At 66.7% G+C, this 16,409-nt stretch carries 13 protein-coding genes; 6 read left to right on the plus strand and 7 right to left on the minus strand.

The window, feature by feature from the left end; genetic code table 11:
• Positions 1–3 precede the first annotated feature (3 nt).
• Genes AC2CQI_RS06975 through AC2CQI_RS06995 form a run of 5 tightly spaced genes read right to left on the minus strand, consistent with a single transcriptional unit; the run spans position 4 to position 5,625 of the window.
• The gene (locus AC2CQI_RS06975; RefSeq protein ID WP_484579659.1) at positions 4–1,062 is read right to left on the minus strand and encodes an ABC transporter permease; all 1,059 of its coding nucleotides are present in this window, start codon (positions 1,060–1,062) and stop codon (positions 4–6) included.
• Entirely contained in the window at positions 1,055–2,626 is a 1,572-nt protein-coding gene (locus tag AC2CQI_RS06980) for an ABC transporter substrate-binding protein (RefSeq protein ID WP_484579660.1), read from the minus strand. The genes AC2CQI_RS06975 and AC2CQI_RS06980 overlap by 8 nt, the downstream gene beginning before the upstream one ends.
• A gap of 10 nt (positions 2,627–2,636) precedes the next feature.
• A complete protein-coding gene (locus tag AC2CQI_RS06985; protein ID WP_484579661.1) occupies positions 2,637–3,812 on the minus strand; it encodes an LLM class flavin-dependent oxidoreductase in 1,176 nt (391 codons plus the stop codon).
• 12 nt (positions 3,813–3,824) lie between these two features.
• Positions 3,825–4,559 (minus strand): class II aldolase/adducin family protein, encoded by a 735-nt coding sequence (locus AC2CQI_RS06990; protein WP_484579662.1) that lies wholly within the window; start codon positions 4,557–4,559, stop codon positions 3,825–3,827.
• A gap of 1 nt (position 4,560) precedes the next feature.
• Positions 4,561–5,625, minus strand: coding sequence for an ABC transporter substrate-binding protein (locus tag AC2CQI_RS06995; RefSeq protein ID WP_484579663.1), 1,065 nt, complete (start codon positions 5,623–5,625; stop codon positions 4,561–4,563).
• A 308-nt stretch (positions 5,626–5,933) separates the two neighbouring features.
• Here AC2CQI_RS06995 and AC2CQI_RS07000 point away from each other — a divergent pair, with 308 nt between their 5' ends.
• The 6 genes from AC2CQI_RS07000 (at position 5,934) to AC2CQI_RS07025 (ending at position 13,989) form a co-directional block, all read left to right on the plus strand.
• Positions 5,934–7,151 (plus strand): acyl-CoA dehydrogenase family protein, encoded by a 1,218-nt coding sequence (locus AC2CQI_RS07000; protein ID WP_075802416.1) that lies wholly within the window; start codon positions 5,934–5,936, stop codon positions 7,149–7,151.
• A gap of 53 nt (positions 7,152–7,204) precedes the next feature.
• Positions 7,205–8,968, plus strand: coding sequence for an ABC transporter ATP-binding protein (locus AC2CQI_RS07005; protein ID WP_484579664.1), 1,764 nt, complete (start codon positions 7,205–7,207; stop codon positions 8,966–8,968).
• Positions 8,965–10,800 carry an ABC transporter ATP-binding protein gene (locus AC2CQI_RS07010; RefSeq protein WP_484579665.1) on the plus strand — a complete coding sequence of 612 codons (1,836 nt, stop codon included), beginning with the start codon at positions 8,965–8,967 and terminating at the stop codon, positions 10,798–10,800. Before AC2CQI_RS07005 ends, AC2CQI_RS07010 begins: the two co-directional genes overlap by 4 nt.
• 187 nt (positions 10,801–10,987) lie before the next feature.
• On the plus strand, positions 10,988–12,142 hold the full coding sequence (locus AC2CQI_RS07015; RefSeq protein WP_484579666.1) for an LLM class flavin-dependent oxidoreductase: 1,155 nt from the start codon (positions 10,988–10,990) through the stop codon (positions 12,140–12,142).
• Complete coding sequence (locus AC2CQI_RS07020; RefSeq protein WP_075802390.1) at positions 12,139–13,197, plus strand: ABC transporter substrate-binding protein; 1,059 nt, start codon at positions 12,139–12,141, stop codon at positions 13,195–13,197. Before AC2CQI_RS07015 ends, AC2CQI_RS07020 begins: the two co-directional genes overlap by 4 nt.
• A gap of 495 nt (positions 13,198–13,692) precedes the next feature.
• A complete protein-coding gene (locus tag AC2CQI_RS07025; RefSeq protein WP_484579667.1) occupies positions 13,693–13,989 on the plus strand; it encodes a hypothetical protein in 297 nt (98 codons plus the stop codon).
• Positions 13,990–14,096: 107 nt separating this feature from the next.
• Here the strand turns inward: AC2CQI_RS07025 and AC2CQI_RS07030 are convergent, their stop codons facing one another.
• Positions 14,097–15,020, minus strand: a complete 924-nt coding sequence (locus tag AC2CQI_RS07030) for an alpha/beta hydrolase (protein WP_484579668.1) — start codon at positions 15,018–15,020, stop codon at positions 14,097–14,099.
• A 67-nt stretch (positions 15,021–15,087) separates the two neighbouring features.
• The gene (locus AC2CQI_RS07035) at positions 15,088–16,368 is read right to left on the minus strand and encodes an OprD family porin (RefSeq protein ID WP_484579669.1); all 1,281 of its coding nucleotides are present in this window, start codon (positions 16,366–16,368) and stop codon (positions 15,088–15,090) included.
• Between the last annotated feature and the right edge of the window lie 41 nt (positions 16,369–16,409).

Here is a 16,409-nt window from a genome sequence, read left to right on the forward strand (position 1 = left end):
TTATCAAGGGGCCTTGGCCGCCGGGCGCCGCCACCAGCTCTGGATGCCGCGGCGGTTGCGCTGGATCAGGCCGGCCCGGCGCGCGGTACGCAGCTTCGGGGTGAGCAGTACGGTGAGCAGGTCGGCCAACAGGTTGACCAGCACCACGCCGAGGGTGATGACCAGCACCGCGCCCTGGATCAGCGGCAGGTCGCGCATCTGGATCGCGCTGTTGAGCAAGGTGCCAATGCCGGGGTAGCTGAACACCACCTCGGCCAGCAGCGCGCCGCCGATCAGGGTGCGCAGGGTCAGGGCCACGCCCTGGATCGCCGGCACCAGGGCATTGGGCAAGGTGTGGCGCCAGACCAGGCGCCAGTGCGGCACGCCGCGCAGGCGGGCGGCGCCGACATAGTCCGAGTCCAGGGTCTCGATCATCGAGGCGCGTACCAGTCGTGCCAGATACGGCAGCGCCGAAAGGCTCAGGGCGAAAACCGGCAAGGCCAGGTAGTCCAGTTGTCGCCACAGCGGACGGTCCGGATCGATCAGCGACACCGCCGGCAGCAGGTCGAAATGCGGCATGGAGAACAGCAGCACCAGGCCGATGGCGATCAGGTAGCCGGGGGTGGCCTTCAGCACGATCAGAGTCGCCAGGCCCCAGCGGTCCATGCGCGAATCCCGGCGCAGGGCCAGGCCGACGCCGATCACCAGGGCCAGCGGCAGCACCAGCAACAAGACCCCGAGCAACAACGCCAGGGTGTTGCCGAAGCGGATGAACAGCAGCCCCGCCACCGGCTGCGCCGAATCCAGGGAAATCCCCAGGTCGCCGCGCAACACCTGGGCCAGCCAACTGAAGTACTGGACCAGGATCGGCCGGTCCAGGCCCAGTTGCTGGCGCAGGGTGAGGATGCTTTCCAGCGGCGCCTCGGGTCCGAGGATCACCCGGGCCGGGTCCGACGGCAGCGCCTGGGTGGCGATGAACACCACCAGGCTGATGACCCAGGCGGTCAGCAGGCCGTAGCCGAGCCGACCGACGAACCAGGGCAGCCACGCCGGCAAACGGGAGGTACGGATAGGTTCAGGCATGGTTCAACCACAGGCTGTCGAAGCGCCAGGAGGCGAAGGTGGTCTGTTCGCCGTGCAGGCCACCGACCTTGTGCGAGGCGGCGTCGAGCACGTCGGTAAAGCCCCAGATCAGCAGGCCGCCGCGCTGGTGCTGGATGGCCTGGGCCTCATGCACCAGCTCGCGGCGCAGTGCCAGGTCGGGCTGGGCGAGGGCCTGGGTGAACAGCTGCGAGAAGCGCTCGTCGCGGAAGTTGCTGCGGTTGTAGATCGCCAGCGGCGCATCGTTGTGCAGGCCGGTGGCGAGGAAGCCGCGAGCGGGCGTCGAGCACGGCGACATCAGCCACTGCTCCTTCTGCGGGCCGTTGAAGACCGAAGCATCCACCGGCGTGACCTTGATCTCGACGCCAGCCTTCTTGGCCTGCTGGGCGAACACCAATGCAGCATTCACCTCGTTGGCGGTGGTGGTCAGTTCCAGGCGCAGGTCGGTGGCCCCGGCCTGGCGCAGCAGCGCACGGGCCTGCTCCAGGTCGTAGGGACGCTGGGCGATGGCGTGGTTGTAAGTCGGATCGTTGGGCGAATACAGGTCATTGGCGATCCGGCCGAAACCGTTCAGTCCACGCCCCACCAGCTCCTGACGGTCCGCCAGCAGACGAAACGCCTGGCGCACCCGCTCATCCTGGAACGGTGCCTTGGCGGTGTTCAGGTTGAAGCCGCTGAACGACGTAGTCGGCGAAGCCACCAGTTGCAGGCGCGGATCGGCCTTGATCAGCGCGCTGTGCTCGGCCTGGATACCGCTGGCGATATCGATCTGCCCGGCACGCAGGGCCGCGACCCGGGAGACCTGGTCCTTGAATTCGATGATCTCCAGTTCGTCGGCGTAGGGCTGGTTGGGCTTGAAGTAGTTCTCGAAGCGGGTGAACAGCGCCCGCTGCCCCGGCACGAAGCGCTTGAGCCGGTACGGCCCGGCGCCCACCGGATTGTTCGGATCGTAGTCGGTGGGCACGATGCCGCCGAAGGCGATCAGGGTTTCGTCGAGGGGGAAGAAACTGCGGCCCTCCTTGAAGCGGATCTCGATGGTCCGGTCGTCCAGCTTGCGCAGGGCCTGGCGATCGATGGCACCGACCAGCCCGGCGTAGGGCGAGGCCAGTTTCGGGTCGGTCAGGCGCAGGATCGAGAACAGCATGTCGTCCGAGGTGATGCTCTTGCCGTGGTGGAATTCCAGCCCCGGCTTGATGCGAATGATCCAGGCGCTGGCGTCGGCGTTGGGCTCGGCGAACTCGGCCAGGCCCAGGCGCGTGCTGACATCGTCGTTCCATTCCCAGAACTTGCTGTACAGCGCCCAGCCGCGAATGATCCCGCCGCCGGACGGCTTGTGCGCGTCAAGGTTGCCGGCCTGGTCGCCGTCGATGATGCCGACCCGCAGGCGACCGCCGCGCACCGGGGTACCGGGCGCGACCGCCGCCCCGGCCACGGCGGCGGGTTCGCCGCCACCGCAGCCCGTGAGGAGGCTGGAGCCGAGGATCAGGCCCCCACCGACGACCAGGCCATTGCCGAGAAACGCCCGGCGGGAAAATTCGTTGCGCATGGGTACTTCCTTAGGCCTTTTCGGCGGCCGTGCGGGCCTTGAGGCGCGGAACCTCGAAGCCATGGTCCAGGTCGAGCAGCGGGAACAGCAGGTCGGCGACCCGGTGCGCCTCATCGATCAGCGGGAAGCCGGACAGGATGAAGGCGCTGGTGCCCTGGGCCTCGTATTCGCGAATGCGCTCGGCCACCTGTTCGGCGCTGCCCACCAGGTAGGTGCCGGCAGCCGGGCCGAGCAGGTTGAAGCCGAACAGGCTCGGGCCGGTCCACACGTTCGGGTAGATCTCCAGGTCGCGGGCCTTGGGCAAGCGGCCTTCGCGGATTGCCTGGACATTGGCCTGGATACGCGGGTCGTCGCTGTGGAAGCTGTCGAGGCTCTGGCCTGGCGGCAACTGGCGCTCGATGGCAGCGCGGGCGGTGGCCAGGGAGGTGTTGTCCAGCAGCTTCTGGGCGTGGGCCCAGGCTTCTTCCTCGGTCTCGCGGACGATGATCTGCAGACGCGTGCCATAGGTCAGCTCGCGACCGATCTTCGCCGCCTCGGCGCCGACCTTGCGGAACTTGGCGCCGAGCTTCGGCGGGGTATCGGCGAAGCTCAGGTACACGTCGAGCAACTGCACCGAATGGGCCACGCCCGGATCGGAAGTACCGGCGCCCCACAGCGGCACGGACAGACGCTGCGGCGGGTGCCAGCCCCCCAGCGGATGCCGCGCAGCCGCCGCCGGACGCGGCGCCAGCTTGACGAACCGGCCGTCATAGCCCTCGGTGGCGCCGGCATAGATCGCCTGGAACGCGCGCCAGTATTCGAGGCTGAACTGGTAGCGCTCGTCATGCGGGTAATGCACGCCGAGGGTTGCCAGCCCGGCATCGCTGCCATTGACCACATTGAACAGCAGGCGGCCGCCGGAGAACTCGTCGAAGGTCAGCGCCCACTTGGCCAGCACTGCCGGCGACACTTCGCCTGGATGCTGGGCCACCAGGAAGCGCAGGCGCTCGGTGGCGTCGATCAGCGAGGCGGCCACGGCGAGGCTCTCGTTGGGGCTGGTGCCCAGCAGCGAGCCGTAGTAGCCGAGGCGATCGGCGCTCACCGCCAGTTGCTTGAGGTGGTTGAAATCGGTCAGCCAGCGGCCCTGCGCTTCCCATGGATAGGGACCGTCGGGGCTGGTGAGGTACCAGAGAATCTTCACTGCCATGGTTCGATGTCCTTATGCGCGGGGGCTGTCATTGGCCGGTACGAGTCCAAGCTCACGGGCCTGGCCGAGCAGCTTGCTCATGGTCCATTGCTGGGTCAGCACGCCCGGGCCATAAGGCCGCGAGCCGCCGATGGCCTCGGCCAGCAGTTGCAGTTGCGCGCCCTCCTCCAGCAGCAGGATGAATTCCGCCGTGGCCTGCAGGCCCTGGGTGCCCCATACGGTGGCGCCGCCATTGGCTTCGAGGATGGCCGGGGTGAAGGGGTTTTCCGCGAGGCTGTCGAGGATGAAATCCACCTCGTCCTGGCGCCGGTCGATATACACCGGCAGCTCGCGGGCCAGCTGGAAGCGCTGCACCGGCACATAGTTGAACGGCAGCGAACGCTGGGTCTGGGCCCAGGCACCGAGGTACGGCGAATGCACGTGGGACACCGTGGTGATCTGCGGCTGCTGGACGAACAGCCGGGTATAGCGGTTCAGCCCACCCTTGCCCTGGCCATGCACCAGGTTGCCGGCGAAGTCGGTGACCGAGGCCTTCAGTGGCTGGTCCTTCTTCCACGGGCCCGGGTAGTTGACCGAGACCAGCAGCTCGCGCCCCGGGACCCGCTCGATAAAGCCGACGGTGCCATTGGCGGTGATGCTGTTGGTTTCCCGGTAGACCCGGAAGGCCTCGCCGGCCAGGTGGGTGACGTTGTCGACGAAGTCCTTGAGTTCGGCGTCGATCAGGTGTTCGGCGGTCAGTACGGTCATGTCAGATGTCCTTTTCTTGAGTGCGTTGGGCCAACAGTTCGCGAGCGGCTTGCAGCGGGCGGTGGTCAACCCACTCGGCCAGGTCGAAGTCGGCTTCGAGGAAGCCATGCAGGTTGAGGAAGGTCTTCTGGATATCGAGGAAGGCCAGGCGCTGCTCGGACAGGTCCGGGGCCAGGGTGGTGTGGAAATCGCCGCGGTAGGCTTCGTCCACGCCCTCGGCGCCGGCACGGGTTTCGTCCTGGAGGATGCGCAGCAGGCCCTCGCGGTTGTCCCGGGCCCAGTCGGCGGCGCGCAGGGTCTGGGCGAGGAAGCGCACCACCAGGTCGAAATGCTCGTCGAGCAGGCTCTGGTGCACGGTGATCGGCCGTGGGGTGCCGTTGTTGATGCGGTAGCGCGGGTCTTCGATCCGGTCGAGATCGATGCCCACTTCCAGGCCCAGGCGGCGGGCGGCGTCGGCGGCGGAAGCGCCCTTGACGTAGACCGCATCCACCTCGCCACGGACCAGGACGTCCAGGCCGGACCACAGGCGTTGCAGGCCTTCCTGCGGGTTTGGCGCCTGTTCCTGGTCGTGCAGCGGCACCTCGACCAGGGTGACGTCATCGAAGCTCAATCCGGCCGAGCTCAAGGCGCCCTTGTAGCCATGCAGGCTCATGGCCCGGGCGATGCTGCCGGGACGATTGGCACCCCAGGCCGGCAGGGCCAGGCGCTTGCCCTTGAGGTCGGCAGCACTGCGGATGCCGGAGCCGGGACGGACCAGGATGGTCTGCCATTCCTCGATCCAGGTCAGGCCGATCAGGCGGCTCGGCGAGCCAGCAGCACGGGCGGCCAGGGCCGGGACATTGCCGCCCTCGCGAAACAGCCCGGGCAACTGGTGATCGTAATGATGGTGGCCGAGTTGGCGGGCCTCCTGAAGCGTCAGGACCGGCAGGCCATCGGCAGCGAATTCCTCGCCAAGCCAGCCGAGGGTGTAGGCGATGCCGGAGGCGGTCGGGACCGGGCAACGGGTGAACCAGAGTTGCTCCAGGGGCGCTGCGGCAGGCAGCGGCAAGGTAGCGGCAAGTGACATGAGTAGGCTCCATCAGGGGATCGAACGGGCCGGGTGGCCTTTGCCCAGGGCTATTGCAGCGCCCGTGCCAACTCATTAACTCGTTGTTTTTATTGGGTTTTACCTTAACAGGCAGGTGGCGACTGCTGATCTGCCAACACTCCCCCAGCGGGACTGCTGCTGCCTGAGCAACAACCCGCCTTGCGTTGCTGCTGGAGCAGCAACAGGCATCGGAGAAATCGCTGCAAGCCACGTAGCGCGAGGCCTCCAGACCGATGGCACAGAACCTGCTCTTGAGCTGGCACCTGTTCATCCAAGGAAGTCTTATCGTGTCCAACCTGCCCCGCCGCCTCGAAAGCGAAGCCCAGGCCATCACCGCCGCCCATGAGATTGCCGGCGAGATCGCCGCCCTCGCCGCCGACCCGCAGTACAACCGCAGCCTGCCCCGGCGCCAGGCCGAATTGCTGTCCGCCAGCGGCATCACCGCCATCGGCGTGCCCAAGGCCGATGGCGGCCTCGGTGCCTCGGTGGAAACCATCGTCGAGACGGTGCGGATCATTTCCCGCGCCGATGGCGGCGTCGGCCAGTTGCTGCAGATCCACAACGTGATGCTGCGCGGCGTGCTCAATGGCTATCCCGAGGAGGTGCGCCAGCGCCTGATCGACGATGTGCTGGCCGGCAAGCGCCTGGGCAATGCCCTGGCCGAGGTCGGCGGCAAGAACAAGTTCGCCTTGAAGACCCGGGTCGAGCGCCGCGAGGACGGCGTGCTGGTGCTCAACGGCAGCAAGTTCTACTCCACCGGTTCGTACCTCGCCGAATGGATCTCCCTCACCGCAGCCAGCGACGACGGCGGCGCCGGGGTGCTGCTGCACCGCGATACCCCCGGCCTGACCCTGGTCGACGACTGGGACGCCTTCGGCCAGAACAACTCGGTCAGCGGCACCGTGCAATTCGACAATATCGAGCTGGACGAGCGCTACGTGCTGCGCCGCCAGGGCCCGATGAAGCGCACCGGCCTGACCTTCCCGCAGATCCTCCACGCCGCCATCGACACCGGCATCGCCGCCGGCGCCCTGCAGGCCGGGATCGACTACCTCAACCAGCACGCCCGGCCCTGGGTCGAGAGCGAGGTGGAACGCGCCAGCGACGAGCCGCATATCATCCGCCAGATCGGCGAATACGCGGTGGCGCTGCGCGCTGCCGAATCGCTGCTGCGTGATGCCGCACGGGTCTTCGATGCCCATGAGCGCGACCCGGAGAACAAGGAACTGCAGGACGAACTGATCCTGTCCGTGGCCACCGCCCGCGCCCACTCCGACGGCGCCTCGCTGAAGATCTCCAGCGATATCTTCTCCCTGCTCGGCGCCAGTTCGTCCCTGAGCAAATGGAACCTCGACCGCTTCTGGCGCAACGCCCGGGTGCACACCACCCACGACCCGATCCGCTGGCGCCTGCACCACGTCGGCAACTACTACCTCAATGGCGTCGACCCGGGCGAGTACACCGCGATCCTGGCGGCCAAGCAGAAGATCGGTGCCAGTCGCTGAATCCCATCGCGCGGGCCGACCCGCGCGTTTCTTCGTCCTGTTTCGAGTTCTTCATGAGCCATCGACATCCGCTGCTGCGCAGCCTGGCGATCTACCGCGAGATGCCCTGGCGTTTCGCCCTGGTCGCCGGGTTGTTCGTTCTTATCAACCTGGGCCTGGTCTGGCAGCAATGGCTGATCGGCCATGCCCTCAACGACGTGACCGCCGGGGTTGCGGTGCGCCGCCTCGATGACGGAGGCCTTGACGGCAGTGTGGCCTGGCACTGGTTCTGGGCCATCCTGGCCGTCGCCTTCGGTCGCGCCGTGTTGCAGTACGCCGCCTCCCTCGGTTCGCTGATCCTCGGCCAGGAACTGCTGACCCGCCTGCGCGAGCGCATTCTCGAACAGGTGCTGCGCCTGCACCTGGGCTACCACTGGCAGCACGGCATCGGCGAGATCGTCACCCGCACCACCCGCGATGCCGACAAGGTCCGTGATGCGCTGGTGAGCTTCTGGCGCCAGTTGGTGGAAACCCCGCTGGTGGTGCTGGCCACGGTCGGTCTGCTGGGCTGGTATCACCCGCTGCTGGCCCTCGGGCCGCTGCTGCTGACCCTGCTCGGGCTGTATCTGTTCGTGCTGCAGACCGACCGCCTGGTCGAACTGGACCGCGCCGTGGGTGCGGCCTATGACCGGGTCAACCAGGATCTCGCCGAAGGCATCGGCGCAGTGCGAGTGATCAAGTCGTTCGGCCTGCAACAGCAGCGTATCGATGATTTCAGTGAACAGGTCCGGCAGTTCACCGGGCTGGCGCGGCAGGCCCTGGCCTGGGCCAGTTCGCGGATTCCCCTGCCCCAGGCCCTGGTGGCGCTGGGGCATGTGTGGATCCTGATCATCGGCGCGCAACTGGTGGCCGCCGGGAAGATCGGGATTGGCGAACTGGTCACCTCGCTGCTTATCGCCACCACCCTGGTGTTCCGCATCGAAGGCATTGGCCGGGTGATGCAGACCTTCGCCGATGCCCGCGCCAGCGCCGGGCGGATCTGGCAATTGCTCGACGCGCCGACCCGGATCGAAAGCGGCCCGCGCCGACTACCACCGGGCCCGCTGGGCCTGCAACTGGAAGAAGTGAATGTCAGCGCTCCCGGCAGCGAGCGCGACATCCTGCGCCAGTGCTCGCTGCTGCTGGCCCCCGGCGAAGTGGTCGCTCTGGTGGGCGCCACCGGCACCGGCAAGAGCCTGCTGGCCAGCCTGCTGCCACGCCTGACCGATGCCGACAGCGGCCGGGTGCTGGTGGGCAATCACGAAGGCGGCTGGCAGGACCTGCGCGCCGTCGATTTGAAAGACCTACGCCAGCGCGTGCATGTACTGCCCCAGGAAAGCTTCCTGTTCGCCGACAGCCTCGCCGCCAACCTGCGCCTCGGCGCGCCACACGCCAGCGACGCCGAACTGCTCGACGCCCTGCACCGCGCCGCCGCCGACGACATTCTCGAACGCCTGCCCCATGGCCTCGACAGCCCGCTGGGCGATCGCGGCGTGACCCTTTCCGGCGGCCAGCGCCAGCGCCTGTGCCTGGCCCGCGCCCTGCTCGCCGCGCCGGACCTGCTGTGCCTGGACGACGCCACCAGCGCCCTCGACGCCATCAGCGAACGGCATGTACTCGACCACCTGCGCCGCCCCGGCGGCCCGACCCTGCTGCTGATCGCCAGCAAGGCCAGCACCGTGGAGCGCGCCGACCGCGTGTTGCTGCTGGACCAGGGCCGCATCGTCGACAGCGGTCCCCACGCCGAGTTGCTCGAACGCAATGCCGCCTATCGCGACCTGCTGGGGATCGACCAATGAGCAGGAACGCCGGCAATACCGCCATGAGCGATATCGAGATCGAGGAGCGCCTGGCGAAAAAGGCCCTCGACCGCAGCATGCTGCAACGCCTGCTGCCGCTGCTGAAACCGGTGCGCGGCCAGGTGGCCTGGGTGATCGTGCTGGAACTGGTGCTGGTGTTCACCGTGTTCCTGCGCCCGTGGTTCGTTCGCGAACTGCTGGATCGCGGGCTGGTCCACGACGGCAATGCCTGGCTGCTGGATCTGCCGCTGGTGCTGTGGCTTGGCGCCGGGCTGGCGGCAAGCTGGCTGGGGCGGATCCTGCTCGGTGGGCTATCGCAGTACATCGCCGGCAGCGCCGCCATCGCCGTGCTCAATCAGCTACGGGTGCGGGTGTTCGCCCATGTCCAGGCACTGAGCATCGGCTACTTCGACCGGACCCGCGCCGGGCGCATCCTGTCCCGCGCCGACCGCGACGTCGACGCCCTCGAACCGCTGCTGATCCAGGGCCCGCCGGAACTGCTCGGCGCCTTGCTGCGCTGCACCCTGGCGGCGCTGATGCTGTGGCTGATCACCCCGCTGTTCTTCTTTGCCCTGATCGGCAGCGTGCCGCTGCTATTCCTCGCTACCTGGGCGTTCAAGCGCGTGGCCCAGCGCAACTGGGCGAAAGTCGCCGAGCAGCGCAGCCGCTTTACCGCGCACCTGGTGGAAAGCGTCGGCGGCGTGCGCCTGTTGCAGCAGAGCGGGCGGCAAGCGGACAACCAGCGGCGCTATCGCCGGCTGCTGGACGAGTTCAATGGCGCGCTGATCACCGGCAGCCTGCGTTCCGGCTGGTTCGCGCCATTTACTGCCCTGCTTGCGGCTGGAGGCATGGCGGTGCTGGTGCTGGTCGGTGGCTACGCGCTGGCGCAGGGCACGGTGACCGTGGGCCAGGTCGGTGAAAGCCTGTTCTACGTGATGCTGTTCCTCGGGCCCTTGCAGGAGCTGACCGATCTGTTCGAACGCTATGCCACGGGCTCGGCCTCGGCGCAGCGGATCTTCCTGTTGCTGGATACCGCCCCGGAAATCCGCGATCCGGAACGGCCCTTGTCGTTGCCACGGGTGCAGGGCGAGGTGCATTTCGACAAGGTGCGCTTTGCCTATCAGCCCGACGCGGGGCGCCCGGTGATCGATGACCTGGACCTGCGCATCCGCGCCGGTGAAGTGCTGGCGATCGTCGGCCCGTCCGGGCATGGCAAAAGCACCCTGGTGCAGTTGCTGACCCGTTTCTACGAGGTCAACGACGGTGCCGTGCGGCTGGATGGCGTGGATATCCGCCAGGTCAGCCAGGCCCAGTTGCGCCGGCATATCGGCGTGGTGCTGCAGGACAACGTGCTGTTCGCCGGGAGCATCCTCGACAACCTGCGCCTGGCGGCCCCCGGGGCCGACGACGCCAGCCTGATCGCCGCGGCGCGGGAGCTGGGGGCGGACGAGGTGCTGGAGCGCTTGCCGCACCAGTACGCGACCCAGGTCGGCAGCCTTGGCAGCCATCTCAGCCATGGCCAGCGGCAGTTGGTGTGCCTGGTGCGCGCCTACCTCGCCAACCCGGCGGTGCTGGTGCTGGACGAGGCTACCTCGGCGGTGGACGTGCATACCGAACGGCGCATCCAGCGCGCCTTGCGCCGGCTGTGCGAAGGCCGCACCGCGATCATCATCGCCCACCGCCTGGCGACCATCCGCGATGCCGACCGCATCGTGGTGATCCGCCAGGGCTGGGTGCAGGAACAAGGCAGCCACGGGCAACTGCTGGCGGCGGACGGCGCCTATGCGGCGCTGTATCGCAGCCATGACCAGCTGGCCGTGCATGAACAGTGATTGCTTGCGGGGTGCTGCCCAGGCAGCACCCTGCGGCGCTCTTCCGGGCCTCATCGCTGGCAAGCCAGCTCCCACAGGTCCGGCGAACACAGTACCTGTGGGAGCTGGCTTGCCAGCGATGGGGCCCCTGAGAACACCGTGGCACACAGGTTGCACCACCCCTCTTCAATTCACCAAAGGACCCGCCATGACCACCGAATTCTTCTGGCGCCTGCCCCTCGGCACCGACGGCCCGCAACTCACCACCGACAAACACAACCGCGGCAGCTTCGCCGCCCGGCACGGCCATATCGCCCCCGGCCTGCTGGCCGACGGCAGCCCTGACGGCTTCACCTACATCGACTACATCGCCCAGGTGGCCAAGGCCGCCGAACTGGCCGGCTTCGAAGGCGCCCTGCTGCCCACCGGCCCGGAGCCCTGGATAGTCGCCGCCGCCCTGGCCCGGGAAACCCGGCGTCTGCGCTTCCTCGTGGCATTCCAGGCCACCTGGACCCTGCCCGCCTATGCCGCGCAGCAAGCGGCGATCCTCCAGCACCTGAGCCACGGCCGCCTCGACTGGAACATCATCACCGGCGGCAACCCGGCCAGCCAGCGGGCCCAGGGCGACTTCCTCGACCACGACCAGCGCTACCAGCGCACCGGCGAGTTCCTCGACATCATCGACGGCCTGTGGAACAACGAGCGCTTCAGCTACGAGGGCGAGATCTACCGCCTGGAGAACGGCGCCCTGCCACCGGGCCTGGGCAACGAGCGCAAGCCGGCGGTGTACTTCTCCGGCTTCTCCGACCCGGCGCTGGATGTTGCCGCCCGGCATGCCGACGTCTACCTGAACTGGGCCGAGCCGGTGGACAAGCTCAAGCCGCATATCGAACGGGTCCGCGAACTGGCCGACAAGCAAGGGCGCAGCGTGCGCTTCGGCCTGCGCGTCGACCTCTTCGCCCGGGAAACCGAGGACGCTGCCTGGCATGACCTGCGTCGTCAGTTCGAGCGCCTGGAAGGCAAGCCCAGCGCGGTCTCCAGCGCCTTCACCCGGGCCAGCGACTCGGTCGGCGGCGCGCGGCAGACGGCCTATCACCAGAACATCCAGGACTTCGACGACCTGATCCTGGGCCCCAACCTCTGGGCCGGTTTCGCCAAGGCCAAGCCGGGCCCGACCGTGGGCCTGGTGGGCAGCCACCAGAATATCGCCGAGCGCCTCGCCGAATACCGTGACGCCGGTTTCTCCACCTTCATCCTCGCCGGCAACCCGCACCTGGAAGAAGCCCTACGCATCGGCCAGGAAGTCCTGCCGCTGCTGCGTCAACCTGCCCTCCCGGCCATCAAGGACCCGATCGCCTCATGAGCACACCCCTCGATACCCTTTGGTACACCCATAGCCCGGTGCCCACCGGCCTCGGCATCGCCGTGCAGACCGGGCGCCTGGCCGAAGCCTTCGCCCCGCTGGGCACCTCGATCCAGTCCCTGCGCGAATCCAGCGAGCGGGAAGTGCGTGAGGCCCACTACGACCACCACCTACCCAACTCGGTGCGCCATGGCGGCAATATCCCGGCGATCTGGGCCTATTCCGCCGGGGTGGAAACCCGGGTGCTGGGCTTGAGCTGGGCGGATGAAGTGCAGTTGATCCTGACCACCGCCGAAAGCGGGGTGAAAACCGTCCGCGACCTGAAGAACCGGCGTTTCGGCCTGCCCAAGTGGGCCAATGTGCAGATCGACTTCACCCGCGCCCAGGCCTTGCGCGGGCTGGAAAACGCGCTGCGCCTGGAAGGCCTGAACGTGGGTGATGTGGAACTGGTGGACTATCCCTATGGCGGGACCCACAGCGACGAGCAGGTCACCCATGTCCATGGTGCCGCCGTCTACCTCAGCGGCGCCCGGATCAGCCGGCGCAACAACGAATTGATCGGCCTGCTGCGCGGGGATATCGACGCGATCTTCCTCAAGGGCGCCACGGCGTTGCAGCTGGCCTACGAGCTGGGCCTGCATGTGGTGATCGACACCGGCTCGCACCCCGACCCGCTGATTCGCGCCAACAACGGCACGCCGCGTACGCTGACCGTGGACACCCATTTGCTGGACAACCACTTCGGCGCCTGCAAGCGCATCGTCGATGTGTTATTGCGTACCGAGCAATGGGCCTGGGCCAACCCGGATGAGACCCGGCGCTATCTCGCGCGGGAGCTGAATACCAGCGAGTACTGGGTGGCGGCGGCCTATGGCGAGGATGCTCATCGGCGCTTGCGGACTACCCTCGACAGTCGGTCGATCAGTGCCCTGCAGGACTTCACCGATTTCCTGTATCGGTGGGAATTCATTCCGCGGCACTTCGATGTGCGGGAGTGGATTGATTTCAGGGTGCTGGAGGCGGTGATCGGTTCGACTTCGCGGGTTGCGACCTGAGGGGGTGAAGTTGCCACCCTTTGCTTGATTCGCCGCGGCCCCTGTGGGAGCTGGCTTGCCAGCGATGACGTCGGTGAATTCACCACCGCTATCGCTGGCAAGCCAGCTCCCACAGGGTCCGCGTCGTCAGGCCGGTTTCCCGCCATATCAGGCAACGAAACTTCACCGATTTCCGACTTTCTTGTAGGCAATTTCCCAAGCATACTCCCGCGGCTTATTAGCTGTTGCGTGCTGGGGAAACGCTGCCTAGTCTTGCTGCCGTCGTTGATGTCTGGCGACCGGTTTTGACAGACCGCAACCGAAAGTACCCGCAACGCCCATTTCCTTCGCCGCAGGCTTTGTAACGCCTAGGCGCCGTGTCATGGCGGCTGTGCGTGGGGCGCACTCGTGCGCGCCGGGGTCCTTTCGGTCCGGTCTGTCAACCTACGTACAGCTGCCACCCGTTTGTTTGACAGCAACGCTTGGCAGTTCCGATCAATCCGAAAGGAAGTGCCCATGAAAAAGATCGTCCCCGATCCACCCCGTGCCGTCACCGTCCATACCCGCTTCTCCGCCTGCGACGGCCACCATCCCCCGCTGTTCGCCGTGTGCGCCGGTGCCGATGTCGACGAAGCACTGGTCCATCTCATCGTGCTGTTGCGCTCTGCTTATGAAACCAATCTCCAGGCCTGCGATGTGGTCAAGCAAGACCATCTGGCCGGGATTCTCTGGGCGACCCAGCACACACTCGAAGCGTCCCGGGCGTTGGCGGAGTCGATGATGAGAGGGATCGCGGAGCAAGCGTCTGGCTGAGCCAGCTAATTCGACGCGGACCCTGTGGGAGCTGGCTTGCCAGCGATTACGTCAGTGAATTCACCGTCGCTATCGCTGGCAAGCCAGCTCCCACAGGGTCCGTGTCGTCAGGCTAGATAGTGCAAGGCCATCGCGCCCAGGCGATCCCATAATTGCTCTACTCGTTTCACCCCGAACGCGCGCAATCCGGAGTGAACCAAGCCCGCTACCACCTCGACCTTGGCCTCGCCCCCCGCCTCCACCAGCGCCGCCGCATAAGCCACCCCGTGATCCCGCAACGGATCCACCCCGGCCACGGCAATGAACGCCGGCGCCAGCCCGCTGAAATCCCCGGCCTCCAAGGGCATGGCACAAGGATCCCGCCAATCACCCTGCTGCGGGAGAAACCCCGCCAGCGACCGCCGCAACCCCGTCACCGTCATCAACGGCGCCTCGGCATGCTCGCTCATCGACGACAAATCCTCCCGTGTCGTCAGCACTGGATAGACCAGCAATTGCCCCAACGGCTGCGGCAAATCCTCCCGACGCAAGGCCATGCACAACCCGGCAGCCAATGTCCCGCCAGCACTGTCACCCCCGACGATCAGCCGCTCGCGACTCAGCTGCGCATCGACCCGCCCTTCGCGCAAGCCATTCCATGCCCCCAGGCAATCCTCCAGCGGCGCCGGATAGCTGTGCTCCGGCGCCAGCCGGTATTCCACCGCCACGATCGCTACCGATACCCGCCGCCCAAGGGCATAGGCAAACCAGTCATGGGTATCCAGATTGCCCTGATTCCACCCACCGCCATGCAGATACAACAGCGTTGGCCAGCCGCCCTCCGGCACCGCTCCCGCCGGTTTGTAGACGCGCAGATTCACGCCATCCAACACCCGGTCAGCGATAGACCAACCTTCCGGCGCCTCCGGCGTACACGCCCGACAAGCCCGCAGGAAAGCATTCCGCCGCGCCTCGATACTGTCATCGACAGGCACGAACCGCTGGCAAGCCTCGACATAGGCCTGGATTTCCGGATCAAGGCGATAACTCATGGCAACACTCCAAAAAACGCAAAAGCCGCCACCCGTTCCAGGGCAGCGGCAGGGTTCAAGACAAGGATCAGAACAACGGCAAGGTGTACGCCAGGATCACCCGGTTCTCATCCCGGCGCCCGGTGGCATCGCCTTGCAACTGGACGTTGCGCAGGCGCAGGGCGAGGTTCTTCAGCGGCCCGTCCTGCACGGTGTAGGTGATGTCGATATTGCGCTCCCACTCGCTGCCGTCCTCACCCGCCACCTTGAAGTTGTCGCCCTTGACGTAACGGGCGAAGGCCACCAGCCCCGGCACACCCAGCGAGGCGAAGTCGAGGTCGTAGCGCGCCTGCCATGAGCGCTCCTGGGCACGGTCGAAACGCAGCACCTGCACGGCGTTGGCCGCCGCTGGCAGATCGGTGTCGTGGATAAAGGGCAGCGCGCTGTCACCGGCGTTGTACTGGTAGCCCACGCGGAAGGTCTGCGGCCCGAGATTGGCGCTGAGCATCCCGGAGGTCATGCGGCTGTCCAGCTTGCCGGCCTTCTCGGCGCCGGATTCGCCGGTATCGAGGTAGTTGAGCGTGCCGGAGAGGTTCCAGTCGCCGAGCTTCTGCGTGTGGGTAACGGTGGCCAGGTTCTGCTGGTAGACATCTTCCAGCCGCCCGCCCCACAGCCCCGCCGACCATTGCGGGGTGATGCGCCAGGTGCCGCCGAGGTAGTTGAAGCGGTCGCTGAACACGCTGTAGTAGTTGCCCACCTGGATATCCCGGGCCCCGGCGAATTCACGCTGGTTGACCTGGCGCATCTGGCCGACGCTGAGGTCGAGGTTGTCGATCTCCTTCACATCGAGCATCGCACCTTCGAAGAACTGCGGCAGCAGGCGCGCATCGCCGGAGCTGACCAGCGGGATCTTCGGAAACAGCCCGCCCACCTTCAGCTCGCTTTTCGAATACTTGAACTTGAGCGCGGCCGTGGCTTCGGAGAACTGATCCACCGAGCGCGGATCGGCATTGCGTGGGCCGCCGGCACGGTCGTAGGCACCCGGCAGCAAGGCCGTGCCACTGCGCGATGGCGACGAATCCAGCTTCAGGCCCAGGCCGGCATAGAAGTCCACGCCCACACCGATGGTGCCTTCGGTGTAGCCCGACTCGCCCTTGAGAATGAAGCCCTGGGCCCACTCCTCCAGCTTGGATTGCGCCGGCTTGGTGGAGTCGCGCAGATCGTGGTTGTAGTAGAAGTTGCGCAGGGTCAGGTTGGCCTTGGCGTCGTCGAAAAACGCCGCATGGGCGCCCAGCGGCGCCAGGCCCAGCAGCAGTGTCAGGGGGTTTGCCGAGCGAGCGAAGCCCGCCCCGTACGAGGATGATTTCATTGTTGTTGTTCTCTTTTTTAGGGGTGGTGGATCGGTAAAAC

Source organism: Pseudomonas sp. P2S-1, from assembly GCF_057197725.1.